We start from the raw sequence: 18,964 nt of genomic DNA, 5'->3' as shown, positions 1-18,964 counted from the left end.
CAACTTTATGAGCATTACTCGTTACGGCACCGGCAGCACCGCCGGCGGTGGCCAACCTCGTCCTTTCGCCCGCGCGGTGGAAGCGGACGGCTGGCTCTACGTCTCGGGCCAGGTGCCGGCAGTCGACGGTGAAATCATCAACGGCGGCATCGTCGAGCAAACCCGCCAGACCATGCGCAACGTGGTGGCGATTTTGGAAGAGGCCGGCTACGAACTCAAAGACGTGGTGCGCGTCGGCGTATGGCTGGAAGACCCACGGGACTTCTGGAGTTTCAACAAAGTCTTCGGCGAATACTTCACCCCCGAACACGCCCCGGCGCGCGCCTGTGTGCAGGCCAACATGATGGTGGACTGCAAGGTCGAGATCGATTGCGTGGCCTACAAGAAAAAAGGCTAAATGCCCCATTCTTAAAGCCATAGGAGATCCAATGTGGGAGCGGGCTTGCTCGCGAATGCGGTGGGTCAGTAACAGATGCATTCACTGACACACCGCATTCGCGAGCAAGCCCGCTCCCACAGGGGTTCACTGTGCGGCATTACCACTTTGACCGGACCGACTACTGCCATGACCGAAGACACCATCAAACGCCGCGCCAAAGGACTGGACCGTGCATTCGATATCCTCGATTTTCTCAAGGAAATCGGCCAGCCCCTGCGCCCGAATGATATTGCCAGCGGCATCGGCAGCCCCAAATCCACCGTCTACGAACTGGTCGCCTCGTTGCTTGAACGGCGCATCCTCGAAACGGTGGGCAAGGACGGCCACGTCTACCTCGGCCGCCAGCTGTACTTCCTCGGCCAGGCGCACCTGCGCCATTTCGACCTGACCCGCGAGGCCGACCACGCCTTGCAGGAAATCGTCAGCCAAACCCACGAAACCGCGCAGATGTGCCTGCTCAACGGGCGCAAATACACGGTGGCGCTGATGCGCGAAGGCGAGCGGCATTTCCGCATTTCGTCGGACATCGGCGAAAACGCACCGATCCCGTGGACCGCCTCCGGGCGCCTGCTGCTGGGGCACTTGAGTGACCAGCAAATCATCGACCTGATCGACTACGACGACTTCATCCTGCCGGACGGCCAGCGCCTGCCGTTGGAAACGTTCCTGGCGCAAATCCGTCAGGCCACCCTCGACGGGTTCTTCTCTTTCGACAGTGTGGCCGACACCTTTACCCATTGCTTCGCCGCCCCGGTGCGGGACGCGCAAGGCATCAGCATCGCAACTTTGTGCATCGTCGCCCCACGGGCCGACGCGATTAAAAATTACAACGACTATCGCCGGGTGTTGATCGACAGCGCCAACAACCTGGCCCGTCGCATCAACGAATAGGAGTTTTTATGTCTGCCCTCAATGCCGTTGAAAAAGGCGCCGCCGCCGTTGGCGCCCACCTGGTCCGCGACGTCAGCCTGCCGGCCCTGGTGCTGCACCGCGACGCCCTGGAACACAACATTCGCTGGATGCAGGCATTTGTCAGCAACAGCGGCGCAGAACTCGCGCCCCACGGCAAAACCAGCATGATGCCGGCATTGTTCCAACGCCAGATCGAAGCCGGCGCCTGGGGCATCACCCTGGCTAACGCGGTGCAAACCCGCGCCGCTTATGCCGGTGGCGTGCGCCGCGTATTGATGGCCAACCAACTGGTCGGCGCGCCGAACATGGCGTTGATTGCCGACTTGTTGGCCGACAAGGATTTTGACTTCCACTGCATGGTCGATCACCCGGACAACGTCGCCGACCTCGGCCTGTTCTTCGCCGCCCGCGGCCTGCGCCTGAACGTGATGATCGAGTACGGCGTGGTCGGCGGCCGTTGCGGTTGCCGCAGCGAGCAGGAAGTGCGCGAGCTGGCCAAGGCGATCAAGGCCCAGCCAGCCCTGGCCCTCACCGGTATTGAAGGCTACGAAGGCGTAATCCACGGCGAACATGCCGTCAGCGGCATCCGCGACTTTGCCGCCAGCCTGGTGCGCCTGGCAGTGGACCTGCAAAACAACGGCTCTTTCGACCTGCCCAAGCCGATCATCACCGCCTCGGGCTCGGCCTGGTATGACCTGATTGCCGAGTCGTTTGAAGCACAAAACGCCGCTGGCCGCTTCCTCAGCGTGCTGCGACCTGGCAGCTACGTGGCCCACGACCACGGCATCTACAAAGAAGCGCAATGCTGCGTGCTCGACCGCCGCAGCGACCTCAACGAAGGCCTGCGCCCGGCGCTGGAAGTCTGGGCGCATGTGCAATCGTTGCCAGAGCCGGGCTTTGCGGTGATTGCCTTGGGCAAGCGCGACGTCGCCTACGACGCTGGCCTGCCGGTGCCGCTCAAGCGCTACAAGGCCGGTATTTTGCCGGCCGAAGGCGATGACGTCACTGCGTGCAAGGTCACGGCAGTGATGGACCAGCACGCGTTCATGAGCGTGGCGCCGGGGGTTGAACTGCGTATCGGCGACATCATCTCCTTCGGCACCTCGCACCCGTGCCTGACCTTCGACAAATGGCAAGTGGGCTGCCTGGTGGATGAGCAGTTGCAGGTGATCGAGTCCTTGCATACCTGCTTCTAAACCGCGTCGCGCCCATCGCAGGCAAGCCCGCTCCCACATTCGACCGAGTTCCTTCAGTTGAAATGCAATCAAATGTGGGAGCGGGCTTGCTCGCGAAGAGGCCCTCCAGAACACCGAGAGACACTGGCTATGAACACACAACCGCGCATCGCCCTCATCGGCGAATGCATGATCGAACTCCAACACCGCGCCGACGGCAGCCTGCAGCAGAGCTTCGGCGGCGACACCCTCAACGCAGCCGTCTACCTGCGCCGCGAATTGGGCAGCGTCGGCACGGTCGACTACGTCACCGCCCTGGGCGATGACAGCTTCAGCGATGCCATGTGCCAACAATGGACCGACGAAGGCCTCGGCCTGGGCATGGTCCAACGCTTGCCCGGCCGTCTACCCGGTTTGTACTGCATCCAGACCGACGCCAACGGCGAGCGCAAATTCCTCTACTGGCGCAACGAAGCCGCCGTGCGCGACTGCTTCACCACCCCGGCCGCCGAGCCGATCCTGGCGGCTTTGCCGGGTTACGACGTGGTGTATTTCAGCGGCATCACCCTGGCGGTACTCGGTGAAGTCGGGCGCGCGCGTTTACTGCACACCCTGATCGAAACCCGCCGGCGCGGCGGCAAGGTGGTGTTCGACAATAACTACCGCCCGCGTTTATGGGCCAGCGTCGAAGCGGCGCGCGCGGCGTATCACGCGGTGTTGGCCGAGGTGGATATCGCCTTGCTGACCGAAGACGACGAACGTGCGTTGTTTGGCTATGCCGACAGCGAACAGGTGTTTGCGGCGTACCCGGCGATTGCCGAAGTGGTGCTCAAGCGCGGCGCGGATGACTGCTTGATCCGCTGTGACGGCGAGCGCTTTGCCGTGCCGGCGTTGAAGGTCGAGAAGGTGGTGGACACCACGGCGGCGGGGGATTCGTTCAGTGCGGCGTATCTGGCCAGTCGGCTGAAAGGTCAGTCACCTGAGGAGGCGGCCTTGGCTGGGCATCGGTTGGCGAGCCGGGTGATTCAGGTGCCAGGGGCTTTAATTGCGCGGTAAATGGCCGCCTGCGGCGGTTCGCAGGCAAGCCAGCTCCCACATTTGACCGCATTCCTCCAGTTGAAATGCGCTCAACTGTGGGAACTGGCTTGATCGTTCCCACGTTCCGCGTGGGAATGCCTCACCGGACGCTCCGCGTCCGCTCTCTGGTCAGTCGCGGTAAAACACCTGCACCAAGTGATACCCAAACTTGCTCTTGATCGGCCCATGCACCACCTTCACCGGCTTCTTGAAGATCACCGCATCAATCGCCCCGACCATCTGCCCCGGCCGCACTTCACCCAAATCACCGCCGCGCTTGCCGGACGGGCAGGTCGAGTATTTCTTGGCCAGCACATCAAACGCTTCGCCCTTGGCAATGCGCTGCTTGAGCTGTTCGGCTTCTTCACTGGTCTTGACCAGGATGTGACGGGCTTGGGCTTTCATGTTGTTACCTTGCAACGGTCAAACGGAAGGGCGCGCGATTATGCCTGAACTCATTCGTCAACGTTGATCATGCTGCGGATTTTCGTCGCCAGTAGGTCGATGGAGAACGGCTTGGCCACCATGTCCATTCCGTCTTCAAGGAAACCCTGGCGTTCGGCGGCCTTTTCGGCGTAACCGGTCATGAACAACACTTGCAGGCCGGGCCGGTGCTGGCGGGCGATTTCTGCCAATTGGCGGCCGTTCATGCCCGGCAGGCCGACATCGGTCACCAGCAGGTCCACACGCAAATCCGACTCCAGCAACGGCAGTGCCGTGCGTGCATCCGCCGCCTGGTGTGCGGTGTAGCCCAATTCATCCAGCACATTGACCACCAGCATGCGCACGGCGGGGTCGTCCTCGACCACCACCACGGCTTCGCCAGCCAGCGCCAGCGGGGCTTCACTCATGTGCGCCGGCAGGCTGCTTTCCAGCGCAGTGCCATGCAGGCGCGGCAGGTACAGGCGCACGCTGGTACCTTTGCCGGGCTCACTTTGAATGGTCACGTGGCCACCGGATTGCTGGGCAAACCCGTAGATCATCGACAACCCAAGGCCAGTGCCTTGGCCGATGGGCTTGGTGGTGAAAAACGGGTCGAACGCCTTGGCCAGAATCTTCGGCGCCATGCCGCTGCCGTTGTCACTCACGCCGAGCATCACATAATCGCCGGCCTTGACCGGTTCCAGCGTGGTGATGTCGGTGCCGTCCAGGTAACTGTTGGCGGTTTCGATGAGCAATTCGCCGCCGTCGGGCATGGCGTCGCGCGCGTTGATCACCAGGTTCAACAGGGCGTTTTCCAATTGGCTGGCGTCGGTGTTCACCGCCCAGATATCGCGGCCCAGTTCCACTTTGAGCGTGATGTGCGCGCCCTTGGTACGCCGGAACAATTCTTCCAGCGACGCCACCAACTGGTTGGGGTCCAGCGGGCGCCGGTCCAGCGACTGGCGCCGCGAGAACGCCAGCAGCCGGTGGGTGAGGGCGGCCGCGCGGTGGGCGGAAGACACCGCCGCATCGGTAAACCGGCCGATTTCGTCGCTGCGCCCGGCCGCGATGTAGCGCTGCATCAGGTCCAGGCTGCCGATAATCCCGGTGAGCATATTGTTGAAGTCATGGGCGATGCCGCCGGTGAGCTGGCCCACCGCTTCCATCTTCTGCGCATGGCGGAGCGCGTCTTCGGCGCGCTCGCGTTCGAACATCTCGTTTTGCAGGCGCTGGTTGGCCTCGGCCAGCGCCTGGGTGCGCTGGGCCACGCGTTCTTCGAGGTTTTCATTGAGGTGGCGCAGGGCTTCTTCGGTGAGTTTGCGTTCGGTTTCATCGATCACAAAGATGTAGAAACCGTTCACCGAGCCGTCATTGCTGAAGCGCGGCAGGTACTTCATCAACGCATGGCGCGGGCGGCCGTCGTGGTGCGGCGTGATGGTCATAAAGCTGCAGGCCTTGCCGCGCAGCGCGGCGGCGATCTTGTCGGCGCGACCGGCATACACCTCATCACCGAGCACTTCGCGGATGCTCTTGCCGTACAGCTCTTGCGGCGTCATGCCGTACCACTCCAGGTACGCGCTGTTGTTCAGGCGAAAACGCTGTTCGTGATCGACATAGCCGATCAGCACCGGCATGGCGTTGATGATCAACTGCAGCTCGGTCTGGCTTTGGCGCAGGGCCTGCTCGGTGTGCTTGCGCTCGGTCAGGTCCAGCGCGGCGCCTAAAAAGCGTGCCGGGCGGCCATGCTGGTCCTTGTAGCAACGGCCCCGGGCAAACACCCAGCGCACCTGGCCATCGGCTTGCAGCAGGCGGTATTCCTCGGCGTATTCGGTGCCGAAGGTGATGCAATGCTTGATGCTGCGCGCCACCATGCCACGGTCTTCAGGATGCACGCCTTGCAGGTACTCGCTGATCGGCAAGAGGCCGGCGTCACTCGGGTCAACGCCGTGCAGGTAGGCGAAGTGGGCGTCGGCAATAAAGCGGTCTTCGCCGATATCCCAGTCCCAGGTGCCGACTGCGTCCGTCGCCGCCAGTGCCAGTTGCAGGCGCTGCTCGCTGTTGTGCTGGGCTTTGAGGCTGTCTTCGGAGCGCTGCTGCAGTTCCAGGGCTTTGCTGCGGCGTTCGTTGGTTTCGATGGCGGTGACCAGGATGCCGGCCACCGTGCCGCTTTCGTCGCGGACCGGGCTGTAGGTCAGGTCGAGCCAGATCTCGGTGTCGCGATGGTTGCGTTGCAGCACGAAGCGCTGCTCGCTGAACGTGCGCACCTCGCCGCCGAGGACCGCGTCGTAGACCGGCGCAGTGAAGCTCGCCAGTTCCGGCCAGCTCTCATGCGCCGGTTGGCCGAGCGCGGCGGGGTGCTTGTTGCCCGCGAGCTTGGCGAAGCCGTCGTTATAGAGCTGCGTGAGTTGGCTGCCCCACAGCAACAGCATCGGCATCGGTGAGTGCACCACGATATCGACGGCTGTGCGCAGGCTTTGCGGCCATTCATTGGCCTCACCGAGGGGGCTTTGCGCCCAGTCCAGCCGCGCAATCAATGCAGCGGCTTCGCTACCGGTGGATGTTCCATTCATGAAAAAGCCCTACACCTGACACTTTTAAGTACAACAAAATCCGATTATCCCGCGAGACGGGAGCGGCTGACTACCCCTCGAAAAATAGCATGCATTGGGGTTTTGTCTTCAAATGAGTGCTTGGGAGCTGAAACCTTTCATCTTTACGCCAGTTCAGGGCGGTCGCGAAATTGCTCCAGGGCCTGCGGGTTGGCCAGTGCGTCAGTGTTTTTGACCGGCTCGCCATGCACCACATTACGCACCGCCAATTCAACGATCTTGCCGCTGATGGTGCGTGGAATGTCCGTGACGGCGAGGATCTTCGCCGGCACATGACGTGGCGTGGTATTGGCGCGGATCACCTGGCGAATCTGTTGTTCAAGCGCCTCATCCAGTTCGATGCCGTCAGCCAGGCGCACAAACAGCACCACGCGCACATCGCCTTGCCAGCGTTGGCCGATGGCCAGGCTTTCCAGCACCTGCGGGACTTTTTCCACTTGGCGATAAATCTCCGCCGTGCCGATGCGCACGCCGCCTGGGTTGAGCACCGCGTCGGAGCGCCCGTGAATCAGCAGGCTGCCATTCGGGCGCTGTTCGGCGTAGTCGCCCTGGGCCCATACGCCGGGAAACTGGCTGAAATACGAGGCGCGCAGCCTGGTCTGATCCGGGTCGTTCCACAGACCAATCGGCATCGCCGGAAAGTGCCGGGTGCACACCAGCTCGCCTTTTTCGCCGACCAACGGCTGGCCCTGGTCGTCCCACACTTCGATGGCCATCGCCAGGCTCTTGCACTGCATTTCGCCGCGGCGCACCGGCAGCACCGGGTTGCCGATCACAAAGCAGGAGACGATATCGGTGCCGCCGGACATCGACGACAGGCACAGCTCGGCCTTGATCTCGCGGTACACGTAGTCGTAGCTCTGCGGTGACAGGGGCGAGCCGGTGGAGATCAGGCCTTTGAGGCTACCCAGAGCGTGGCTCAGGCGTGGCTGCAGCCCGGCCTTTTCCAGGGTGGCGAGGAACTTGGGGCTGGTGCCGAACACGCTGATCCGTTCCGCGTCGATCAGGTCGATCAAGCGCGCAGGCCCGGGGTGAAACGGCGAGCCGTCATACAGCACCGCCGTGGCGCCGAGCGCGAGCACCGACACCAGCCAGTTCCACATCATCCAGCCGCAGGTGGTGTAGTAGAACAGGCAGTCGTCGCGCGACAGGTCGGCGTGCAGGCCGTGTTCCTTGAGGTGGGTGAGCAGCACGCCGCCGGTGCCGTGGATGATGCACTTGGGCACGCCGGTGGTGCCGCTGGAATAGAGAATGTACAGCGGGTGATCGAACGGCACCGCGACGAACTCAGGCTCGCCGCCGGGTTGGTAAACGCCGTTCCACAGCGCGACCCTGGCGTGAGTCTGGTAGTCCTCGACACGCGCTTGAGGCCGCGCGTAAGGCACGATGATCAACTGTTCGAGGGACGGCAGGCGTTCGAGGATTTCATTCAGCTTGGCCGTCTGGTCGATGTCTTTGCCGGCGTAGCGATAACCCGCGCAGGTGATCAGCACCTTGGGCTCGATCTGGCCGAACCGGTCGATCACGCCTTGGGTGCCGAAGTCCGGCGATGAACACGACCAGATCGCGCCCAGGCTGGTGGTAGCGAGCATGCCGACCAGGGTTTGCCAGGTATTGGGCATGCACGCGGCGACGCGGTCGCCCACCCCGACACCGGCCGCGCGCAGGCTGTTTTGCAGGCCCGCGACATGTGCAGCCAGTTCGGCGTAGCTGAGTTGTTCGCGCTGGCCGTCCTCGCTGATCGCGACCACCGCCGTGTGGTCATCGCGACGGCGCAGCAGGTGTTCGGCAAAGTTCAGGGTGGCGCCGGGAAACCACTGGGCGCTGGGCATTTCGGCCTCTTCGATCAACGTCGCGGTGGGCGGGCTGCGAAATTGCACCTCGAAGTACGCAACGATGGCCTGCCAGAAGTCGGGGCGCTGGTCGATGCTCCACTGGTGCAGGGCCGGGTAGTCGCTGAGCTGCAGGCTGTAGCGCCGGTTGACGAAGCGCCGGAACTGGTCCATCCGCGTGTTGCGGATGCGTTCGGGGGAGGGTTGCCAGAGGATTTCGGACATGCGGGAGTCTCTTGTTCTTAGGTGAAATCTACCAAACAACACTGAGCCAATGTGGGAGCGGCGGTGCGACGATTCGACTTGCTCGCGAATGCGGTGGGTCAGGTACAAACTTTCTGGCTGACACTCCGCCTTCGCGAGCAAGCCCGCTCCCACATTTTGATCTCCTGTGTTTGGGAGGTCTGGGGTTTATTGCGCCAGCCAGCCGCCATCAATATTCCACGCCGCCCCGCGCACCTGCGCACCCGCCTCACTGCACAAAAACAACACCAACTCACCCAGCTGCGGCGGCGTCACAAACTCCAGCGACGGCTGCTTCTCCGCGAGCAAGTCATGCTGCGCCTGCTGCGGATCGACGCCTTTGGCTGCGCGGTCATCAATCTGCTTCTGCACCAGCGGCGTCAGCACCCAGCCCGGGCAGATGGCGTTGCAGGTGACGTTACTGGTCGCAGTTTCCAGGCCAACCACCTTGGTCAAACCGATCACGCCATGCTTGGCCGCCACATACGCAGCCTTGCCCACCGAACCGACCAGGCCATGCACCGAGGCAATATTGACGATACGCCCCCAACCCTTGGCCTTCATGCCCGGCAGGCTCAAGCGCGTGCTGTGGAACACTGACGACAGATTGATCGCGATAATCGAGTCCCAACGCTCGGCCGGAAAGTCTTCCACCGCCGACACATGCTGAATGCCGGCGTTGTTGACCAGGATATCCACGCCACCGAACTCACGCTCGGCGTAGGCGATCATGTCGGCGATCTGCGCCGGGTCGCTGACGTCCGCCGGGTGATGGCCGACCTTGCCGCCGAACGCCTGCACTTGGGCGATCACCGCGCTGGCGTCGCCGAAGCCGTTGAGGATCAGGTTGGCGCCGGCCTTTGCCAGGCTCAGGGCTATCCCCAAGCCGATGCCGCTGGTGGAGCCGGTAACCAGGGCGGTCTTGCCGTTCAATGTCGTCATGAAAACCTCACACAATGCCGGTGGCGTAGAAAGTACCGATCACCACGAACACCGCGAGGGTCTTGATGATCGTGATGCCGAAAATGTCCTTGTAGGCTTCGCGGTGGGTCAGCCCGGTCACCGCCAGCAGCGTGATCACCGCGCCGTTGTGGGGCAGGGTGTCCATGCCGCCGCTGGCCATGGCCGCGACGCGGTGCAGCACTTCAAGGGGAATATTGGCCGCATGCGCCGCCGAAATAAAGCTCTCGGACATTGCCGCCAGGGCGATGCTCATGCCGCCGGACGCCGAACCGGTGATGCCGGCCAGCAGGGTCACGGTAATCGCTTCGTTGACCAGCGGGTTGGGAATGCCCTTGAGCCAGTCCGCCAGCACCAGAAAGCCCGGCAGCGAGGCGATGACCGCACCAAAGCCGTATTCCGACGCGGTATTCATCGCCGCCAGCAGCGCACCGCTGACCGCGCTTTTACTGCCTTCGGCGAGTTTGCTTTTGATCGCCGACCAGCCAAACACCAGCACCATGACGATGCCCACCAGCAACGCCGCCTGCACCGCCCAGATTGCCGTGAGCTTGGCGATTTCGGTGGTCACCGGCGCGCTCATGCCGGGCAGGCTGAGGCTGTGGGTCTTGCCGTACCACTGCGGGATCCAGTGGGTGAACAGCAGGTTCATCACGCCGACCAGAATCAGCGGCGACAGCGCGATCCATGGGTTGGGCAGGGCGAGGTTGTCAGCGGTTTCCGGCTCATTGCGCAGCTCGGTGCCATAGCCTTCACCGGCTCGCTGGGCCTTGTTGCGCTGGCGCGCCAGGTAGAGCATGCCGGTGCAGAACACGAAGATTGTGCCGATCAGGCCCAGCCATGGCGCGGCCCAGGCGGTGGTGTTGAAGAAGGTGCTGGGGATGATGTTCTGGATCTGCGGCGTGCCGGGCAGGGCGTCCATGGTGAACGAAAACGCACCGAGGGCGATGGTCGCCGGGATCAGGCGCTTGGGGATATTGCTCTGGCGGAACATCTCCGCCGCAAACGGATACACCGCAAACACCACCACAAACAGCGACACGCCGCCGTAGGTGAGCAGGGCGCAGACCAGCACGATCACCAGCATCGCCTGGCGCGTGCCGAGCAAACGGATCGCCGCCGCCACAATCGAGCGCGAAAAGCCCGACAACTCAATCAGCTTGCCGAACACTGCGCCGAGCAGGAACACCGGGAAATACAGTTTGATAAAGCCGACCATTTTCTCCATGAACACCCCGGTAAACGCAGGCGCGACGGCGGACGGGTCGGTCAACAGGACAGCGCCGAGGGCGGCGATGGGGGCAAACAGGATGACGCTGTAGCCACGGTAGGCAGCCAACATCAGCAGCGCGAGAGCTGCCAGGGCGATGATCACACTCATGGTGTGTCTCCAGATCGAATTGTTATTTTTGTGGGGTGAGGCTTTGGAGAGGGCTGTAGCGAGATCTGTGCCAACTGGTTAACCAATTGATATATATAGATATTCTTGTATTTTTAGACAGGGGTGCTGAGTTTTATCTCAATTTTGAGACTGATGACGATCCAATGTGGGAGCGGGCTTGCTCGCGAATGCGGTGGTCCAGTAGCAAATTTGCTGGCTGACACACCGCATTCGCGAGCAAGCCCGCTCCCACATTAGAGTGTCTTGGTATTGAGATTTGTGTCTCTTTATAGAGATTAGGCAATGCCCAAAGCCACCATCTTCTTGTACAGCGTCGACCTGCCCAGCCCCAACCGCTTGGCTGCCTCCACCACATTGCCTTCACACGCCGCCAACGCTGCGCCAATCACCTGCCGATCAAAGCGCTCCCGCGCCGCCGCAAACGTCTCGCCCGCAACCGTCTCCACCGCGCCACGCGCCACTGGGCTGAACGTGCCAATCGCCGCGCGAATCTCCTGGGCATCCAACACCAGGTCATCACTCAACAACGCCGCGCGCTCCAGCACATTGCGCAGCTCGCGGATATTTCCCGGCCACGCATGCCGGGCCAGCAGCGCCAGTGCCTCAGGCGCCAGTTCATGCTGGCTGCGCAGCTCTTCCAGAATCGCCTCGCTCAACGCCGGAATATCGTCCAGGCGCTCCCGCAGCGGCGGCACCTGGATCGGCAACACATTCAGGCGGTAATACAAATCCGCGCGAAACTCGCCGCGCTTGATCGCCGCTTCCAGGTCCATCGACGTGGCGGCAATCACCCGCACATCGCTGTGGAGCATTTCATTGGAGCCTACGGGCTCGTATTCCTTTTCCTGCAACACCCGCAGCAGTTTGCTTTGCAGCGGCAACGGCATGTCGCCGATCTCGTCGAGGAACAGCGTGCCGCCCTGGGCGATCTGTAATTTGCCCGGACGGCCCTTGCGGTCGGCGCCAGTAAACGCGCCCGGCGCGGTGCCGAAGAACTCGGCTTCGAGCAGGTCATGGGGAATTGCCGCGCTGTTGATGCTGACAAAGGCTTTGTGCGCTCGGGGCGAAGCGCCGTGGATGGCCTGGGCCAGCAACTCTTTACCGGTGCCGGTTTCGCCCAGCAGCAACACCGGCGACTCGGCGCTCGCACTGCGCCGCGCCCGGCGTTTGACTTCCAGGCTGGCCGCGCTGGTGCCGATAAAATGCGCAAAATTGTATTTGCTCTGCCGCGACCGCAACAGCGAGCGCGTGGAGGCCAACTCCTGTTGCATGCTCAGGTAGCGCTCAATCAACGGCGAGAGGTTGCGCAACTCATCGAACAGCGCAAACCCGATCGCGCCGATCACCAAGCCTGCGTCGTCGTGGATCGGCAGGCGCATCACCACCAACGGGCCTTTGGGCGTGTCCTGGATATCCAGCAGGATCGGCTGGTCGTTACGCACCACCTGGCGCAACAGGCTGTTGGCGATCACCTGTTCGCAAGGCTGGCCGATGGCTTCATCGGCGCTCTTGAGGCCAAAACGCTTGGCGTAGCGTTCGTTCATCCACACGATATTGGCGTCACGGTCGACAATCACCGTGCCTTCGCTGGACTGCTCGATAATCTCGAACAGCGACTGGATGGCCAGGCCGCGAACCTGTTGGTAGTCCTTGAGGCTTTCGCTGATGTTCATATTTATGCCGTCAACACAAATGGAGGGTGGAGTCGCAATCCTGTGGGAGCGGGCTTGCTCGCGAAAGCGGTGTATCAGTGCCGGAGGTATTGGCTGACACGCCGCCTTCGCGAGCAAGCCCGCTCCCACAGGGGAGAGAGTGCTCCTACAAAGGGAGGTGCACCGCCGCCAGCAGTTCTTTGGTGTAGGGATGCTGCGGCGCTTCAAACACCTCATGGCTCGCGCCGCGTTCCACCACCTTGCCGTCCTTGATCACGATCATGTCGTGGGCCATGGCCCGCACCACCGCCAGGTCATGGCTGATAAACAGGTAGGTCAGGCCGTACTTTTCCTGCAACTCACGCAACAGCGCCACCACTTGTTTCTGCACCGTGCGATCCAGGGCCGAGGTCGGTTCATCCAGCAGCATCAGCGCCGGCTTGAGCACCAGGGCGCGGGCGATGGCGATGCGTTGGCGTTGCCCACCGGAAAACTCATGGGGGTAACGGTGGCGGCTGTCGGGGTCGAGGCCCACGTCCTTGAGCACCTGGATCACTTGCGCGTCGCGGTCAGCCAGGCTGCACGGCGCGTGCACTTCCAGGCCTTCGCTGATGATCTGTTCGACCGACATGCGCGGGCTAAGGCTGCCATAAGGGTCCTGGAACACCACCTGCATCTGCTTGCGCCATGGGCGCATTTGCTGGTTGTTGAGCGGGTCGAGGGCTTCGCCCTGAAAGCGAATGCTGCCGGTGGAGTCGAGCAGGCGCAGGATCGCCTGGCCTAGGGTCGACTTGCCCGAGCCGGACTCGCCGACAATCCCCAAGGTCTTGCCGCGCTGCACGCTGAGGCTGATGCCGTCGACGGCGCGCAAGTAGGTTTTACGCCGGAACAGGCCGCCACTGAGGGGGAATTGCACAGTCAGGTCGTCCACCTGCAATACCGTCTCGCGCTCATCGCTGCACAGCACATCACCGGCCGGTTCGGCGTCCAACAGCAGGCGGCTGTAAGGGTGTTGCGGTGCGTTGAACAGCGTCTGGCAGTCAGCCTGCTCGACAATTTCCCCGGCACGCATTACGCACACGCGTTGGGCGATACTGCGCACCAGGTTGAGGTCGTGGCTGATCAGCAGCAGCGACATGCCCAGGCGCTGTTGCAAGGATTTGAGCAGCAACAGGATCTTGCGCTGCACGGTCACGTCCAGCGCGGTAGTTGGCTCGTCGGCGATCAACAATTCCGGCTCACAGGCCAGGGCCATGGCGATCATCACCCGTTGGCGCTGGCCGCCGGAGAGTTGGTGCGGATAGGCCTTGAGCCGCTCCTGGGGTTTCTGAATGCCTACCAATTCGAGCAATTCGAGGATGCGCGCCTGCGCCGCTTTGCCGCCCAGGCCCTTGTGCAACAGCAGGGTTTCGCCGATCTGCTTTTCGATGCTGTGCAGCGGGTTGAGCGAGGTCATCGGCTCCTGGAAGATCATCGCAATGCGGTTGCCACGTAGCTTCTGCAACGTGGCGGCAGACGCGCCGATCAACTCCTGGCCGCGGTACTTCACCGAGCCCGTGGTTTGCGTGCCGGCTTCGGGCAGCAGTTGCAGAATCGAATGGGCCGTCACCGACTTGCCCGAGCCCGACTCGCCGACCAGCGCCAGGCATTCGCCAGGGCGCACGTCCAGGCTCAGGTTGCGCACCACGGTCTGGCCGCTGAAGGCGACACTGAGGTCGCGGATTTCGATCAGGTTCATCTGCAGTCACTCATGAACGTGGGTCGAAGGCATCACGTAATGCCTCGCCGATAAAGACCAGCAGCGACAGGATCAGCGCCAGGGTGAAAAACGCCGTCAGGCCGAGCCATGGCGCTTGCAGGTTCTGCTTGCCCTGGGCGATCAGTTCGCCCAGCGACGCGCTGCCGGCGGGCATGCCGAAACCGAGGAAATCCAGGGCGCTCAAGGTGGAAATCGCCCCGGTCAAAATAAACGGCAGGTAACTCAATGTGGCGGTCATCGCGTTCGGCAGGATATGCCGGCGAATGATCTTGCCGTCGCCCAGGCCCAGGGCACGCGCGGCCTTGACGTATTCCAGGTTGCGCCCGCGCAGGAACTCGGCGCGCACCACGTCCACCAGCGCCAGCCAGGAAAACAGCGCCATGATCCCCAGCAGCCACCAGAAGTTTGGCTCGACAAAGCCCGACAAGATGATCAGCAGGTACAACACCGGCAACCCGGACCACACTTCCAGAATGCGCTGGCCGAGCAAATCCACCCAGCCGCCGTAGTAACCCTGCAAGGCGCCTGCGGCAATGCCGATGGCGGCGCTGATCGCGGTAAGGGCCAGGGCGAACAGGATCGACACCCGCGCGCCAAAGATCACCCGCGCCAGCACATCCCGTGACTGGTCGTCGGTGCCCAGCCAGTTCACCGCCGAGGGCGGGCTGGGGGCAGGGCGGGTCAGTTCGTAATTGGGCGTGTCATCGCTGAACGGAATCGGCGGGAACAGCATCCAGCCGCCGTCCTGCTTGATCAGCTTCTGCACGTAGTCACTGCGGTAGTCGGCCTGGAACGGCAACTGCCCGCCGAACTGCTGCTCGGTGTAACGCTTGAACACCGGGAAATACAGCTCGTTCTTGAAGCTGAGCACCAAGGGCTTGTCATTGGCGATCAACTCGCCGCCCAGGGTCAGGATAAACAGGCCGATAAACAACCACAGCGACCACCAGCCGCGACGGTTCTTCTTGAAGCGCTCGAAACGCCGACGTGCCACCGGAGACAAGTTAAGCATCAGGCGTTCCTCGCGGCGAAGTCGATACGCGGGTCCACCAGGGTGTAGCACAAGTCACCGATGAGTTTTATCAGCAGGCCGAACAAGGTGAAGATAAACAGCGAGCCGAACACCACCGGATAGTCGCGGGACACAGCGGCTTCATAGCTCATGCGGCCCAGGCCATCGAGGGAGAAGATCACTTCGATCAGCAGGGAACCGGCGAAAAACACGCTGATAAAGGCCTGGGGAATTCCCGAAATCACCAGCAGCATCGCGTTGCGGAACACATGGCCGTAAAGCACGCGGCGTTCGCTCAAGCCCTTGGCGCGGGCGGTGACCACGTATTGGCGAGTGATTTCATTCAAGAACGAGTTTTTGGTGAGGATGGTCAGCGTGGCGAACCCGCCGATCACCAACGCCGTAACCGGCAGCACCAGGTGCCAGAAGTAATCGGCAACCTTGCCCACGGTGCTCAGCTCGTCGAAGTTCTCCGAGACCAGCCCGCGCACCGGGAACCAGTTCAACGAGGTGCCACCGGCGAATACCACAATCAGGAACATCGCAAACAGGAACGCCGGCATTGCGTAGCCGATGACGATGGCGGTGCTGCTCCACACATCAAAGCTGCTGCCATGGCGCACCGCCTTGCGAATGCCCAGCGGGATCGACACCAGGTAGGTAATCAAGGTGGCCCATAAACCGAGGGAAATGGTCACCGGCATCTTTTCCAGGATCAGGTCGATCACGCTTTTGCCGCGGAAGAAGCTGTTGCCGAAATCCAGTTGCGCATAGCTCTTGAGCATCAGCCACAGGCGTTCCGGGGCGGGCTTGTCGAAGCCGTATTGTTTTTCGATGTCCTTGATCAGCTTCGGGTCCAGGCCACGGCTGGCCCGCGAGCCGCTGCTGATGCCTTCGCCGGATGAACCGCCGACGCCACCGCCGCCGATGCCTTGCAGGTGGGCAATGGCTTGCTCGACCGGGCCGCCAGGCGCGGCCTGGACGATGACGAAATTGACCAGCAGGATGATCACCAGTGTCGGGATGATCAGCAGCAGGCGCCGCACGATATAGGCAAACATCAGCGCGTACCTCCGCGTTTTTTCAACTCGGCGTTCATTTGCTCATTGGTCAGGGGCGTAGGGCTGATTTCCCACCAGGTTTCCAGCGCTTCGTCGTTCTTGGCCTCAATGGCCGGGCGGCCGAAGCGGTTCCACCACGCGGCGGAGGTACCGGGCGGGTAGTAGTTGGGAATCCACAGGTAATTCCATTGCAGCACGCGGTCGAGGGCGTGGGCGTAGGTGAGCATCTGTGCCTGGGTGTCGGCCTTGACCAGGCCCTTGATCAGCGTGTCGACGGCCGGGTCCCGCAGCACCATGTAGTTGTTGGCGCCCGAGTCGAACGCGGCGGCGGAGCCGAAATAGTTGTACAGCTCCATGCCTGGCGAGGTGGTGACCGGGAAGCCGGTGACGATCATGTCGTAGTCACGGGTCATCAGGCGGTTGACGTACTGGGAGGAGTCGATGCGGCGGATATTCAAGGTGATGCCGATTTGCGCCAGGTTGCGCTTGTACGGCAGTAACAGCCGCTCCAGGCCCGCCTGGGCGTTGAGGAAGGTGAACTCCAGCGGTTCGCCCTGGGCATTCACCAGCTTGTCGCCGTCCGGTTTCCAGCCGGCTTCTTCCAGCAGGGCCAGGGCTTGCAACTGCTTGTCGCGGATCATGCCGCTGCCGTCGGTGACCGGGGCCTTGAACACCTGGGTGAAGACTTCATCGGGGATTTGCCCGCGCAGAGGCTCCAGAATCGCCAGTTCCTCTTTCGTCGGCAACTGGCTCGCCGCCAGCGGGCTGTTGGAGAAGTAGCTCTGCTGGCGGATGTACAGATTGCGCATCATCTGCCGGTTGGCCCACTCGAAGTCCCACAGCATCGCCAGGGCCTGGCGCACACGGCGGTCCTTGAACATCGGCTTTTGCACGTTGAACACATAGCCCTGGGCCGGTTGCGGCATCTCTTTGGCCAGGTGTGCACGTTGCAGGCGGCCATCGTCGAGGGCCGGGCCGTTGTAGCCGATGGAATAGCCGGTGGCGGAGAACTCGCGGTTGAAGTCATAGGCGCCGCCGCGCAGCACCTGGCGGGCCACTTCGGTGTCGCCGAAGTACTCAAGGCTCAGGTGATTGAAGTTGTACAGGCCACGGCTGACGGGCAAGTCCTTGCCCCACCAGTCGGGGTCGCGGGTAAAGGTGATGGTGCTGCCGGAGTCGATCTTGCTGATCTTGTACGGGCCGCTGCCCAGCGGGGCTTCGTAGCCGCCGCCGTTGGCGAAGTCGCGGGTTTTCCACCAGTGCTCGGGGAACACCGGCAGGGTGGCGATATCCAGGGGCAGGGTACGGTTTTCATTGCTGGAGAAATCAAAGCGCACCTGGCGCTCGCCTTCGACTTCGACGTGCTTGACGTCGGCGAACAGGGTGCGAAAGCGCAGGCTGCCTTGGGTCATCAGCAGGTCGAAACTGTAGCGCACGTCTTCGGCGGTGATTGGCGTGCCGTCGGCGAAGCGCGCCTTGGGGTTCAGGTAGAAGCGCAACGACAGGCCGTCGTCGGCGCGTTCCATTTTTTCCGCGACCAGGCCGTAGACGGTATAGGGCTCATCCAGGGAACGCTGGGCCAGCGGGGCATAGAGCCAGCCGTCGACCTGGGAGACGCCGATGCCTTTGTCGATATAGGGCAGCACATGGTCGAAACGCCCGATCTCGATGGCCGAGCGGCGCAGGCTGCCGCCTTTGGGGGCGTTGGGGTTGGCGTAGTCGAAATGGGTGAAGCCGGCGGGGTATTTGGCCGGTTCGCCGTAGACCGTGAGGTAGGTCTGCGGGGCCGCGCTCACGGCGGTGCTGGCCAGCAGCAGGGCCAGGGCGGAGCTTAGGAATGTTGTGGAAAAAGCCAATCGCATTGTCAGCCTTGAGCGCCGGGTGAAGATTAGGGATTTGTACGTTAACGGCTTGAGCGTTGCTAGTCATCACATGCACAACGGCCCGCCAAGAGGCGGGCCGTTGTTTATAGCATCAGCACAGACTGGATCAGTCCTGGCGGCTGGTGACTTCCAGCAGGTGGTAGCCGAACTGGGTTTTCACCGGGCCTTGTACGGTGTTGACCGGGGCGCTGAAGACGACGGTGTCGAATTCTTTAACCATCTGGCCTGGGCCGAACGAACCGAGGTCGCCGCCTTGACGGCTGGAAGGGCAGCTGGAGTTGGCTTTGGCGACTTCTGCGAAATCGGCGCCGCCTTCGATCTGGGCTTTGAGTTCGTTGCACTTGTCTTCAGTGGAAACGAGGATGTGACGGGCGGTGGCTTTGGCCATGGGGAATAACTCCTTGAATAAAAAGGGTGAGCCTACCGGATTCAGGCGGTTATTTGTTGGCAAAGTTCCGTTGGGTTTTGGTTGGGGGCATATCCGTTGCTGCGGTAACGGCGGCTTATGGTTCCGCTCTTACAGCG

Annotated in this window: 15 protein-coding genes; 4 read left to right on the top strand and 11 right to left on the bottom strand. The window is 62.2% G+C overall.

What is annotated here, in order from left to right:
* The first annotated feature begins 7 nt into the window (after positions 1-7).
* From HX783_RS22470 to HX783_RS22455, 4 genes are all read left to right on the top strand, one after another.
* Positions 8-397 carry a RidA family protein gene (locus HX783_RS22470; protein WP_078742925.1) on the top strand — a complete coding sequence of 130 codons (390 nt, stop codon included), beginning with the start codon at positions 8-10 and terminating at the stop codon, positions 395-397.
* 168 nt (positions 398-565) lie between these two features.
* Complete coding sequence (locus HX783_RS22465) at positions 566-1,330, top strand: IclR family transcriptional regulator (RefSeq protein ID WP_106580124.1); 765 nt, start codon at positions 566-568, stop codon at positions 1,328-1,330.
* An 8-nt stretch (positions 1,331-1,338) separates the two neighbouring features.
* The gene (locus HX783_RS22460) at positions 1,339-2,547 is read left to right on the top strand and encodes an amino acid deaminase (RefSeq protein WP_159957477.1); all 1,209 of its coding nucleotides are present in this window, start codon (positions 1,339-1,341) and stop codon (positions 2,545-2,547) included.
* Positions 2,548-2,676: 129 nt separating this feature from the next.
* Entirely contained in the window at positions 2,677-3,582 is a 906-nt protein-coding gene (locus HX783_RS22455; RefSeq protein ID WP_177018281.1) for a sugar kinase, read from the top strand.
* 150 nt (positions 3,583-3,732) lie between these two features.
* On the opposite strand, the gene HX783_RS22450 is transcribed toward HX783_RS22455, so the two are convergent.
* The 11 genes from HX783_RS22450 to HX783_RS22400 all read right to left on the bottom strand — a co-directional run bounded on the left by HX783_RS22450 (position 3,733) and on the right by HX783_RS22400 (position 18,827).
* On the bottom strand, positions 3,733-4,008 hold the full coding sequence (locus HX783_RS22450; RefSeq protein WP_003174397.1) for a peptidylprolyl isomerase: 276 nt from the start codon (positions 4,006-4,008) through the stop codon (positions 3,733-3,735).
* A 50-nt stretch (positions 4,009-4,058) separates the two neighbouring features.
* Positions 4,059-6,596 carry a PAS domain-containing sensor histidine kinase gene (locus tag HX783_RS22445; RefSeq protein WP_177018280.1) on the bottom strand — a complete coding sequence of 846 codons (2,538 nt, stop codon included), beginning with the start codon at positions 6,594-6,596 and terminating at the stop codon, positions 4,059-4,061.
* 143 nt (positions 6,597-6,739) lie between these two features.
* Positions 6,740-8,692 carry an acetoacetate--CoA ligase gene (locus tag HX783_RS22440; protein WP_177018279.1) on the bottom strand — a complete coding sequence of 651 codons (1,953 nt, stop codon included), beginning with the start codon at positions 8,690-8,692 and terminating at the stop codon, positions 6,740-6,742.
* A gap of 186 nt (positions 8,693-8,878) precedes the next feature.
* Positions 8,879-9,652: a 3-hydroxybutyrate dehydrogenase gene (locus tag HX783_RS22435; protein ID WP_159957468.1), complete on the bottom strand. Its 774-nt coding sequence runs from the start codon at positions 9,650-9,652 to the stop codon at positions 8,879-8,881.
* A 7-nt stretch (positions 9,653-9,659) separates the two neighbouring features.
* The gene (locus HX783_RS22430; RefSeq protein ID WP_159957466.1) at positions 9,660-11,051 is read right to left on the bottom strand and encodes a GntP family permease; all 1,392 of its coding nucleotides are present in this window, start codon (positions 11,049-11,051) and stop codon (positions 9,660-9,662) included.
* A gap of 296 nt (positions 11,052-11,347) precedes the next feature.
* Complete coding sequence (locus tag HX783_RS22425) at positions 11,348-12,745, bottom strand: sigma-54-dependent Fis family transcriptional regulator (RefSeq protein WP_177018278.1); 1,398 nt, start codon at positions 12,743-12,745, stop codon at positions 11,348-11,350.
* Between the two features lie 145 nt (positions 12,746-12,890).
* The gene (locus HX783_RS22420; RefSeq protein WP_177018277.1) at positions 12,891-14,462 is read right to left on the bottom strand and encodes an ABC transporter ATP-binding protein; all 1,572 of its coding nucleotides are present in this window, start codon (positions 14,460-14,462) and stop codon (positions 12,891-12,893) included.
* Between the two features lie 10 nt (positions 14,463-14,472).
* On the bottom strand, positions 14,473-15,495 hold the full coding sequence (locus HX783_RS22415) for an ABC transporter permease (protein WP_043050504.1): 1,023 nt from the start codon (positions 15,493-15,495) through the stop codon (positions 14,473-14,475).
* The gene (locus HX783_RS22410) at positions 15,495-16,556 is read right to left on the bottom strand and encodes a microcin C ABC transporter permease YejB (protein WP_159957460.1); all 1,062 of its coding nucleotides are present in this window, start codon (positions 16,554-16,556) and stop codon (positions 15,495-15,497) included. Before HX783_RS22410 ends, HX783_RS22415 begins: the two co-directional genes overlap by 1 nt.
* The gene (locus HX783_RS22405; protein ID WP_177018276.1) at positions 16,556-18,418 is read right to left on the bottom strand and encodes an extracellular solute-binding protein; all 1,863 of its coding nucleotides are present in this window, start codon (positions 18,416-18,418) and stop codon (positions 16,556-16,558) included. The genes HX783_RS22410 and HX783_RS22405 overlap by 1 nt, the downstream gene beginning before the upstream one ends.
* Before the next feature lie 127 nt (positions 18,419-18,545).
* Positions 18,546-18,827 carry a peptidylprolyl isomerase gene (locus tag HX783_RS22400; protein WP_003174386.1) on the bottom strand — a complete coding sequence of 94 codons (282 nt, stop codon included), beginning with the start codon at positions 18,825-18,827 and terminating at the stop codon, positions 18,546-18,548.
* Between the last annotated feature and the right edge of the window lie 137 nt (positions 18,828-18,964).

This window comes from Pseudomonas sp. D2002 (assembly GCF_013385735.1).
Lineage (GTDB): Bacteria > Pseudomonadota > Gammaproteobacteria > Pseudomonadales > Pseudomonadaceae > Aquipseudomonas.
This window is presented reverse-complemented; position numbering and strand designations above follow the sequence as displayed.

Bases quoted from the DNA above. Each gene is read 5' to 3' on its own strand.
- HX783_RS22445 (WP_177018280.1), bottom strand. From the start codon at position 6,596: ATGAATGGAACATCCACCGGTAGCGAAGCCGCTGCATTGATTGCGCGG.
- HX783_RS22430 (WP_159957466.1), bottom strand. From the start codon at position 11,051: ATGAGTGTGATCATCGCCCTGGCAGCTCTCGCGCTGCTGATGTTGGCT.
- HX783_RS22435 (WP_159957468.1), bottom strand. From the start codon at position 9,652: ATGACGACATTGAACGGCAAGACCGCCCTGGTTACCGGCTCCACCAGC.
- HX783_RS22440 (WP_177018279.1), bottom strand. From the start codon at position 8,692: ATGTCCGAAATCCTCTGGCAACCCTCCCCCGAACGCATCCGCAACACG.
- HX783_RS22400 (WP_003174386.1), bottom strand. From the start codon at position 18,827: ATGGCCAAAGCCACCGCCCGTCACATCCTCGTTTCCACTGAAGACAAG.
- HX783_RS22415 (WP_043050504.1), bottom strand. From the start codon at position 15,495: ATGCTTAACTTGTCTCCGGTGGCACGTCGGCGTTTCGAGCGCTTCAAG.
- HX783_RS22410 (WP_159957460.1), bottom strand. From the start codon at position 16,556: ATGTTTGCCTATATCGTGCGGCGCCTGCTGCTGATCATCCCGACACTG.
- HX783_RS22470 (WP_078742925.1), top strand. From the start codon at position 8: ATGAGCATTACTCGTTACGGCACCGGCAGCACCGCCGGCGGTGGCCAA.
- HX783_RS22425 (WP_177018278.1), bottom strand. From the start codon at position 12,745: ATGAACATCAGCGAAAGCCTCAAGGACTACCAACAGGTTCGCGGCCTG.
- HX783_RS22460 (WP_159957477.1), top strand. From the start codon at position 1,339: ATGTCTGCCCTCAATGCCGTTGAAAAAGGCGCCGCCGCCGTTGGCGCC.
- HX783_RS22405 (WP_177018276.1), bottom strand. From the start codon at position 18,418: ATGCGATTGGCTTTTTCCACAACATTCCTAAGCTCCGCCCTGGCCCTG.
- HX783_RS22420 (WP_177018277.1), bottom strand. From the start codon at position 14,462: ATGAACCTGATCGAAATCCGCGACCTCAGTGTCGCCTTCAGCGGCCAG.
- HX783_RS22450 (WP_003174397.1), bottom strand. From the start codon at position 4,008: ATGAAAGCCCAAGCCCGTCACATCCTGGTCAAGACCAGTGAAGAAGCC.
- HX783_RS22465 (WP_106580124.1), top strand. From the start codon at position 566: ATGACCGAAGACACCATCAAACGCCGCGCCAAAGGACTGGACCGTGCA.
- HX783_RS22455 (WP_177018281.1), top strand. From the start codon at position 2,677: ATGAACACACAACCGCGCATCGCCCTCATCGGCGAATGCATGATCGAA.